Below are 7,784 nucleotides of genomic sequence, written 5' to 3' on the forward strand. Positions count from 1 at the left end.
GCCCCGGCCTGACCGGCACGCACGGCACGCTCATCGGGAGACTTTCCATGCCCGGCAAAGCCTTAGTTCCGTACAAGAAACCTCAGCGCGCGAAGAAGCGCCCGCGCCTGGAAACGCTGCGGCCCGACTGGCGCACGGTCCCACGACGCCCTGCGGTGATCAAGACAGAACGTGTCGTCGATGAGGCGACCAACCTCGCGTTCGATCGCTTCGAGGCGACGTCCGATCTCGGTGAACTCGTTCTTGCCGACGTGCCCTGCGAGAAGTCCGAGAAGCCCTCGGAGGTCCTCGCAGCGCTGCGCAAGTACAATGCCGCCGTCACGACCAAGGCGTCCGCGGACGTGATCCAGGCGGCCATCGATGCCCCGCCGCTGCGCCACACCCGCCATGCCGCGCAGTCCGGCTGGTACCGGAGCGCGCAAGAAGTGTTCGTGCGCCCAACTCACGTCGTCGGGGCCATGCCCAGTATCGTTGAGGTGTTGCCGCCGCGGCCCCAGCCGGGCAAGAAACGCCAGATCGTGTTCGGCAACGCTGGGACGGTCGAGAACTGGCAGCGGGACGTCGCCCGCCGCGCGCGCTGGTCGACGCGGGCCACGCTGATGCTTGGGGTGTCCTTCGCTGGCCCGCTCCTGCGCGTGCTTGGGATGCAGTCCTTCGGCATCAACCTGTACGGCAAGACGAAAGCCGGCAAGTCCACGGCGCAGGTCGTAGGCGGCTCGATCATCGGCCTGGGCACCGAGGAGGCGCTGCCGAGCTGCAAGGCGACCAGCGCCGGGCTCGATCAGGTCGCCATCACCTGTAACGACAGCGCGCTGTTCATCAATGAAGCCGGCCTGCTCGGGCGGGGGGCTTACAACACGCTCGGCCCGATGATCTACGGGCTGAGCGAGAGCAAGGACAAGGTGCGCGCCGGCGAGTCGATCTACGCGGGGGACGCGTCCGCTTCGGGTTGGTCACTCGTCTACGTCCTGTCCTCGGAGCACGCCATCGAGGCCCTGGCCTTGCAGGCGGGGACGACGCGCCACGGCGGTGAGGAAGCTCGCTGCCTCGACGTGCCGGCGGTGCATGGCGGCAACGCTACGATCTTCGATCGCCGGCCACCGGGTCTGACGGACGAGGCATTCACCCGCTGGGCGCATCGCCGGATGGCGGAGATGCGCAAGGCGTGCAAGGCGAACCATGGCATTGTCTTCGATGAGTACCTGCGTGGGTTGATCGGGCTCGGCGACAAGCTCGCACCGCGCGCACAGGCCTACATCGATGAGTTCGTGGCCAGCCTGTACCTGAAGGACGCCGAGGGGGCGGTGAACCACGCCGCACGTAACTTTGGGACGATCTACGCCGGCCTGCGCCTCGCCATGGACATGGGGCTGCTGCCGCCACCGTGGCGGGCGCTCGCCATCCGGCGGGCGATTAAGACCTGCTTCCGCGACGGGCTGAAGGTCAGTCGGCTGCGCGACACCACCCTGGCAGAGGCCAAGGCGATCCTGCACCAGCGCCTGCGTGATACCCCTCTGCCGCACAAGCAGGATGCGCGGCTCGACACGGACGCCGGCTTTCGGATGACCGATGGCACGGATGAGCTGGTGGCGATCCGCTCGACTGAGTTCGTGCGCTGGTTCGGCGCCAAGCGGGGGCACCTGCACGCCATCCTCGCCTGGCTCGACGAGCAGGGTGCGCTGGTAAAGACGGACGCGAGTAAGGGTCCGACGGGCCGGGGCTATGAATGGGCGGTGACGTCGCCCCGCGCCCCGGGGTGGAAGGGCAAGTGCATCGTGCTGCGCCTGCCGATCCCGAAGTGAGCTCAGCCGCCGGCTTCCTGAAGATGAGGGAGTCGGCGGTCCCTTCGACGCCATCGCTCGCCGCAATGATCGCGTAGCCGGTCAATCCGGACCGCCGGTGGCCATGGCCACCCCTCCAGCGAGCTGCTCCGCGCGCCGGAGGATGCCGAGGATCAACCCCTTTGCGAACGCCGCCGCGAGCGCTCCCTCGACGAAGCGTTCCTGCCGGATCACCACCGTGAGAAGCTGGGCGAGCTGGTGCTCACCAGCGCGGGCGAGCGCGGCCGGATCGTCACGCAGCCGCTGCGCCTCGGGGGTCTGCGCCCAGGCCACCCAGTCGAAGCCACCCAGCACCCAGCCGTGCGTGGAGCAGTCCGCCACGAACCGCTGGACCTCGGCGTTCAGCAGGAAGGTCGCCGGCGCGAAGCTGCCCGGGGGCGCGTCCTGTACGCACCAGACCCCCACCGAGGCCGTTGGGTCGGCGAACACGGGAGCATATCTGACGAGCGCAGCGAGGCGAGCCCGCCGATCCTGCGGGGATGTGATCACGCGCGCTGCCCCTGATAAAGGTATCGGGACCGTTTTAGTGGGCAAGGCCGCCGCCGCGTCAGTCGCAAGGCGTTATATCGACCTGCATCGTGCCGCCGGCGAGCTGGCCGAGTTCCGAAAACGGCGCGCTCTCCCGGATCGCTCGCCGTGCCGCCTCCAGCGCGCCAAAGTCATGCTCGCCGTAGGGATCATCGTCAGCATCGAACCGATCATGGGCGGCGACCGCGTCGAGGATACTCTGCTGGCGTGCACGACCGAGCGCGACGACGCCAGCGGTGAGCACGAGGGTGCCGCCGGACAGGGTGCGGCGGAGGGTGTCGTTGAGCGCGCGGACGCGGTCCGCGTCGAGGACGGCGGTCATGGAAACCTCGGGATGTGGCAGGGGGAAGAACTCTGGGCGGCGGTTGCGGCGGGCCGCCGTCGGAGCGCCCGGGTGGAATGAGCCCGACCCGGGCGCCTGGCGCGAGGGCGACTACCCGACGACGGGTGGCAGGAGCGCTAGCTCTCCGGCCTTCCGCAAGATCGTCGGGAATGCCGCCGGGTCGTAGTCGCACCACCGCAGCGAGAAGGTCCCGCCGTTGATGCCGATGACCTCGGCCTCCCACCAGCCGTCGTCCGGCCCCTCAAGCGCGAGCACGACGCTGCCGAGGCCGATCTCGGCGCGTTCCGTCGGCTGTGGGCTGCCGACGAAGGTCCGGTCGCCCGGGCGCGGGGCGGGCGGCTTTTCCTCCGCCCCGCTCGAAGTGGCGCCCGCGCCGGTAGGTGCATCGGCGCGCGCGGTGACCTCTGCGCCCGCAGCGACGCTGAGGCCGGCCCCCTCGCCCGCCAGCGCGACGAGCCGGCCGTAGAGTTCGCGCTTGGCGAACGGCACCAGCGCGCGGCCGCTGGGCAGAACCCGCCCGCGGGCGAATTGCTGGGCGAGGGCGCGTGGCTCCGTCTCGGTCACGGGCAGCGCGCGCAACCGCATGGTCTCGGCGGCGGCGGTGGCGACCCGGGCATCGGCGGCATCGAACCAGGCGGCGCGGGGGCGACCGGCACCGTCGCGGCCAAACAGCACGAGCGCGGGCGGTTGCGGGGCTGGGGGTGTCTCGGCCACGAGGGCCGGCAGCGTCGTACGGGGCGTCATCGCGGGGCTCCTGAAACGACGAAGGCCCCCGGGATGGGGGCCTTCTGAGCAGGTGCGGGGCGGAAGCAACGCTGAGTCAGCGGCGTGTGCCGCCGCGATCGTGATCGAACCTGCATCACGCTTCTCCTCGCCTCGTGCCGGCCATCGACGCTGGGCGCGCCGGTTCACCGGCCGACGCCAGCAACATGACTGAACACCATCGCGATGTCAAGATTAAAATCCTATTCGCTGTTCGATTTACCTCCGGGGCGATCGTGTGGTCTGGGGCTGTGCGGGGTGCGCCCGCGTGCGCGATCGACGCTGTATGTGCGGGCAGCCGGCAGGTTCGGGCGGCCGCGCCATGCCGTATCGCCTCAAACCCGACCGGCTCGGCCTCGCCCGGCCTCGTCTCGACCGCATCGGTCGCACGCAGGGTCGCGGGCGTTCGCGCCGACCACCGCCGTCATGGATCGAGCGTGTGTCCGCCACCGCGCCCCACGGCCGCACACCGCGCCGTGGTGAATGCCTGTGCCGGGAGGACGCGTGGCGGGGCTGCCGACGCGTCAGCCACCTCGCGCACGAGCTTGGTGCGGATCGCCGTGGCGAATTCGGTCGGATCGCGCACCGGCACCATGAAGGCGCCGGGTCCGCCGATGACGCAGTCGCGGTAGTACAGGTCGAGATCGACGATGTCGTAGGGGCCCGTCGGTGCACGGATCATCAGCGGCAAACCGTTGATGACGATGCCCGCGGCCAGCGCATCGTCCCGCGCACGAGTGATGTCCCGGCCCTGATTGTTCGGGCCGTCGCCGGACACGTCGATGACGCGCCGTGTCGCCTCGAACGCGGCCGCGCGCAGGAGCCCGACCGAGAAGTCGAGTGCCGCCGCGATCGAGGTCCAGGCGGACCGTCGCGGCGGCATCTGCGCCAATCGATCGGCGAAGCCGTCAGCCTCGGCGGGCGTGCCGATCAGCGTCCACGGCACGACCACGATCTGGCGGTCGACCCCGGCCCACTCGACGTAGGTCACCGCGATGCGGCCGATGAGGCCCTGACCCACCGCCGCCTGTACCGCTTTGGATCGGAAAGCGGCGACGTAGCCGTCACGCTGAACGCGTTGCTCCTCGGAGGTCATCGACAGCGAGATGTCGACGGCCAGGACGAGGGCGAGGTCGACCTCCGTGCTCGCGCCTTGCGCCCGTGCCTGTCGCGCCGGAAGCGCGAGCGTAAGGAGAAGGGCGGCAGCCACGGCGAGGCGCATTGGGGGTCTCCGACGCGCCTCCAGTCTGCGTGGCCGAAGCGTCGAAGGGAAGAGCGATACGGCATGCGCTCTCGGTCGCCGGCGGGCCTGGCCGACCTAGGTTCTCGGTCATCGCCTCATCGCTTGAGAACGCCGCCATGAAGCGCCCGCTGACCACCAGCACCGCCGCGCCGCCGCCCGGCCAGCACCAGGCGTCGAGGCCTGCGCCCGCTGAGGCGCCACCTCCGGCGCCCACTTGGCGCGAGACCACCCCCGTTGCGGCCGCACTGATCGCGATCCTCAGTGCCGTGGAGAGCAGCCCGCGGGCCGGCCCCGCGACGAAGGCCTACCGATCGGCGATGCGCCGCCAGGGCGAGGAGGCCGCGGCGATCGGCGGGATCGCGGCGATGGAGGCGGTACTGCGCCAAGTCGCCGAGGTGGACGCCGATCATGCCGACGTCAGGGTCGCGATCGTCCGCGCGGCGTGGGCCGGCGTGTCGGGGTGACATCCGTGAGCACCCGCCCCGCCATCTCCGGCACGCCGAGCGCCGTCAGCGTCCTCGCCCTCGTTCGGTCGATCGAGCGTCACCGCCCCGATGCACCGGCCGCCATCGCCTTCAGGACCGCCCTCGCCCGCAAGGGACGCGAGGCGCATGCAGTGGGCGGCGCTCAAGCGCTCGACGCCCTGCAGCGCGAGATCGCGACCGCAGAGTCGGGGCGCGCGGAGACCCGAGCCGCCGTCCTGACTGCGGCGTGGTCCGGTCTCATGCCGCAGCGGTCATGATCGTGCGCATGAAACCGCCGGAGCCTTCACCCAACCGCGTGCGCCCCGACCTTCGTTAGCTTGTGCGCGTAGGAGATCGCTGCGAGCCGGCGGCCGATCGTCGGGGCCGTCTTCCCGGCCTCCGCCTCGTGCACTGGGAAAGCCGCCACGGCCTCGACCGCGGCCGGCAGCGCCCGGAACCCGTACCGCGCGCACCGATCCTGAAACACCCGGGCATCGGACGTGTCGGCGCGCACCGTCGCGTCAGCCTTCGAGAAGCGCTGGCAGGTGCCGACGATCGCCGCGGCTTCGGCGGGTCGGTCGTCTTCAGAGATCGGAAAGAAGTTCGACCGGAAGAACATCAGCCGAAGGGCCGGTCACTGGCGCCCCATCTGCTCGGCCAGCATCTCTTGCCAGCCTTCCGGCAGGTCGAGGCCGCGCAAGCGTGATCGTGCCGCGACGGCGGCGAGCACCCGCTGCCAGTGCTCCGCCGAGACCTGCTGCACGTCGGCCTCGAGCCCGAGGTTCCGGGCCGCAGCCGATGCGGCGTCGCGGAGCGCGGCGAACGGGTCTGCGGACGGAGATGGCTCAAGCCGCATATCATCACCGTCCATGCGATCCGCCCCACATCAAACTGCCGAGAACAACCCAGGCGCTATGACACCGGTTTCGCGTCCCGTAGACACCGCAACAGCATATCGAACGATGAGCGCGCACTCCGGGTCGCGCGCTGCAGGAGGTTCGCCCGATCTTCCTCGATCGCGTCCGCCAAGCGCAGCGATGCCAGCCGCGCCTCGGTGAGTGCTCTGTCGACCTTGATGGTCAGCGCGACCGAGGCGCGGATCCGCTCGGGGGCTTCCTCCGCCGCCAGCCTCAACCTGAACGCGACCGCATCGGCACCCTCGGTGAGTTCGGCCGCCCACGGGCGCACGACGTCCAAGACCGGTGTCGCTAATCCGTCGAGCGAGAACGTGTCCGACATCGCATGTCCTGTCGTGTCAGCGCTCGAGCGAGGGTGTTATGCCATCTCGCCGATCACCCCGAGCGTCGCGCAGGTGAGGCAGAGCACCGCTATGACGATGACCTCGCGTCCGTGGCGATGATCTCGGCCGGCCAGGAGCGGACAGCCCAACACCGTTGCGAGGGCGATGAATATCGGCGCCAGTGTGTGCAGCACAGAGGCCTCCCTGCATTGTAGGCCGACGTTGCGACCCATGGCGTTTCCTCGACTGGCCTTTCTATGTCGGAGGCGCGTGCCTGGACTCCAAGAGCAGTGGCGGATCACAGATCCTCGATTGCGGCACGACGAGGCTCAGATCCAGTCGACGAACTCGACGCCGATCTGCCCGTCCTCGCACCACACCGTTCGACACCGGCGCGGGCTGCTGAAGAGATCGGTCGCGAGTTCGAACTGATCCGGTACGGCCTCAGGCCGAGCCACCAACAGCCGCGCTCCGCCGACGGCGATGTCAGCGACGGTGCATCCGGCCATCCATCCGCCGTGCGAGATGACCGCGGCCTTCGAAGCGGGATGTCGGTGCGAACGAACGCGCGTGGCGGACATCAGGTCGTTCTCAGTGCCGATCCGCATTGAGAATAGGCCCGAAAGGTTGCCCAATAGCCGTCGTAGAGTCGGTTCCTGCCCCGCCTACCAGCCGAGCCCCAGTTCCTGGGTGACGCGTCGGGCTTGGCGGGCTGCGAAGCGCTCAAGATCCAGGCTTGGCATCATGACTATCTCTCCTACAGAAACCCGCTCCCCGTGTGCCCTTTGAAGGCGTTGACGCGGCGAATGTAGCCGACCACCGTCCGCGGATCCCGGTAGCCGGGCTGGTCAGTGATCCGCGTGCGGTGGGCCTGCCGAACCTTCGCCTCGAATTAAACTTATGTTGCTTGCCTGACTCTCACAGCCAAGCGAGCAACATCCATGAGACCTTCTCACGCGCTCGTCGGCGCATTGGCTGCCCTCGCCTGCCTTCCTACAGCAGGAAGCGCACAGATTGCCCCCGAGCCTCCTGAGAAGGTCGCGCACAGCACGGCACCTGCCGGCGAAGAAGCCGCGTCGGCTGTCAGTTCCGAAGTTCTGGCACGCTGCAGGCAGCAAGCAGAGGATCAGAAGCTAGAGGAAGGACCGGCGCGAACGGCTTTCATGGGCACCTGCGTCACGCCGGAGGATTGAGCGGGTTAGGGGGGGAAGGGTTGTCTGGGCAGGCCATACGCTCCTAAGCTCGACTTTGGCCATTTCGACCGGCCGTGGAACGCGCTGGGTGACGAAGCGGGCTTGATGGATAGGCTGGTGGTGTCCCTCGCCAGAGACGCCCCATGCCGCACCTGCCCGCCCGCTTCGCC

General features: G+C 69.2%; 12 protein-coding genes. 3 read left to right on the forward strand and 9 right to left on the reverse strand.

Translation table 11 applies throughout. The annotated features are described in order from the left end of the window. The coding region (locus FV242_RS31300; protein ID WP_210248983.1) for a DUF927 domain-containing protein at positions 1–1,802 on the forward strand (1,802 nt) is incomplete at its 5' end. 81 nt (positions 1,803–1,883) lie between these two features. Here the strand turns inward: FV242_RS31300 and FV242_RS31305 are convergent. From FV242_RS31305 to FV242_RS31320, 4 genes are all read right to left on the reverse strand, one after another. Beyond that, positions 1,884–2,330: a DUF6508 domain-containing protein gene (locus tag FV242_RS31305; RefSeq protein WP_281407128.1), complete on the reverse strand. Its 447-nt coding sequence runs from the start codon at positions 2,328–2,330 to the stop codon at positions 1,884–1,886. Between the two features lie 58 nt (positions 2,331–2,388). Further along, positions 2,389–2,691, reverse strand: a complete 303-nt coding sequence (locus FV242_RS31310; RefSeq protein ID WP_147941648.1) for a DUF3768 domain-containing protein — start codon at positions 2,689–2,691, stop codon at positions 2,389–2,391. A gap of 111 nt (positions 2,692–2,802) precedes the next feature. Continuing rightward, positions 2,803–3,456 (reverse strand): hypothetical protein, encoded by a 654-nt coding sequence (locus FV242_RS35925; protein ID WP_246692977.1) that lies wholly within the window; start codon positions 3,454–3,456, stop codon positions 2,803–2,805. Between the two features lie 442 nt (positions 3,457–3,898). Then, positions 3,899–4,696: a DUF1194 domain-containing protein gene (locus FV242_RS31320; RefSeq protein ID WP_147941649.1), complete on the reverse strand. Its 798-nt coding sequence runs from the start codon at positions 4,694–4,696 to the stop codon at positions 3,899–3,901. A gap of 137 nt (positions 4,697–4,833) precedes the next feature. Here FV242_RS31320 and FV242_RS31325 point away from each other — a divergent pair, with 137 nt between their 5' ends. Then, positions 4,834–5,181: a hypothetical protein gene (locus FV242_RS31325; RefSeq protein WP_147941650.1), complete on the forward strand. Its 348-nt coding sequence runs from the start codon at positions 4,834–4,836 to the stop codon at positions 5,179–5,181. Positions 5,182–5,186: 5 nt separating this feature from the next. Then, complete coding sequence (locus tag FV242_RS31330; RefSeq protein ID WP_147941651.1) at positions 5,187–5,459, forward strand: hypothetical protein; 273 nt, start codon at positions 5,187–5,189, stop codon at positions 5,457–5,459. Between the two features lie 26 nt (positions 5,460–5,485). On the opposite strand, the gene FV242_RS31335 is transcribed toward FV242_RS31330, so the two are convergent. From FV242_RS31335 to FV242_RS31350, 5 genes are all read right to left on the reverse strand, one after another. Further along, a complete protein-coding gene (locus FV242_RS31335) occupies positions 5,486–5,800 on the reverse strand; it encodes a hypothetical protein (RefSeq protein ID WP_187278639.1) in 315 nt (104 codons plus the stop codon). A gap of 15 nt (positions 5,801–5,815) precedes the next feature. Next, the gene (locus tag FV242_RS31340; RefSeq protein WP_246692978.1) at positions 5,816–6,052 is read right to left on the reverse strand and encodes a hypothetical protein; all 237 of its coding nucleotides are present in this window, start codon (positions 6,050–6,052) and stop codon (positions 5,816–5,818) included. 41 nt (positions 6,053–6,093) lie between these two features. Beyond that, positions 6,094–6,420, reverse strand: a complete 327-nt coding sequence (locus tag FV242_RS31345; RefSeq protein WP_147941652.1) for a hypothetical protein — start codon at positions 6,418–6,420, stop codon at positions 6,094–6,096. A 36-nt stretch (positions 6,421–6,456) separates the two neighbouring features. Continuing rightward, entirely contained in the window at positions 6,457–6,615 is a 159-nt protein-coding gene (locus FV242_RS34995) for a hypothetical protein (protein ID WP_187278640.1), read from the reverse strand. Between the two features lie 135 nt (positions 6,616–6,750). Next, positions 6,751–7,002, reverse strand: a complete 252-nt coding sequence (locus FV242_RS31350; RefSeq protein ID WP_187278641.1) for a PilZ domain-containing protein — start codon at positions 7,000–7,002, stop codon at positions 6,751–6,753. Positions 7,003–7,784: the final 782 nt, after the last annotated feature.

It is taken from the genome of Methylobacterium sp. WL64, assembly GCF_008039945.1.
In the GTDB taxonomy this organism is placed as follows: domain Bacteria; phylum Pseudomonadota; class Alphaproteobacteria; order Rhizobiales; family Beijerinckiaceae; genus Methylobacterium.

Bases quoted from the DNA above. Each gene is read 5' to 3' on its own strand.
- FV242_RS31310 (WP_147941648.1), bottom strand. From the start codon at position 2,691: ATGACCGCCGTCCTCGACGCGGACCGCGTCCGCGCGCTCAACGACACC.
- FV242_RS31345 (WP_147941652.1), bottom strand. From the start codon at position 6,420: ATGTCGGACACGTTCTCGCTCGACGGATTAGCGACACCGGTCTTGGAC.
- FV242_RS31325 (WP_147941650.1), top strand. From the start codon at position 4,834: ATGAAGCGCCCGCTGACCACCAGCACCGCCGCGCCGCCGCCCGGCCAG.
- FV242_RS31350 (WP_187278641.1), bottom strand. From the start codon at position 7,002: ATGTCCGCCACGCGCGTTCGTTCGCACCGACATCCCGCTTCGAAGGCC.
- FV242_RS31335 (WP_187278639.1), bottom strand. From the start codon at position 5,800: ATGTTCTTCCGGTCGAACTTCTTTCCGATCTCTGAAGACGACCGACCC.
- FV242_RS31340 (WP_246692978.1), bottom strand. From the start codon at position 6,052: ATGGACGGTGATGATATGCGGCTTGAGCCATCTCCGTCCGCAGACCCG.
- FV242_RS31320 (WP_147941649.1), bottom strand. From the start codon at position 4,696: ATGCGCCTCGCCGTGGCTGCCGCCCTTCTCCTTACGCTCGCGCTTCCG.
- FV242_RS35925 (WP_246692977.1), bottom strand. From the start codon at position 3,456: ATGACGCCCCGTACGACGCTGCCGGCCCTCGTGGCCGAGACACCCCCA.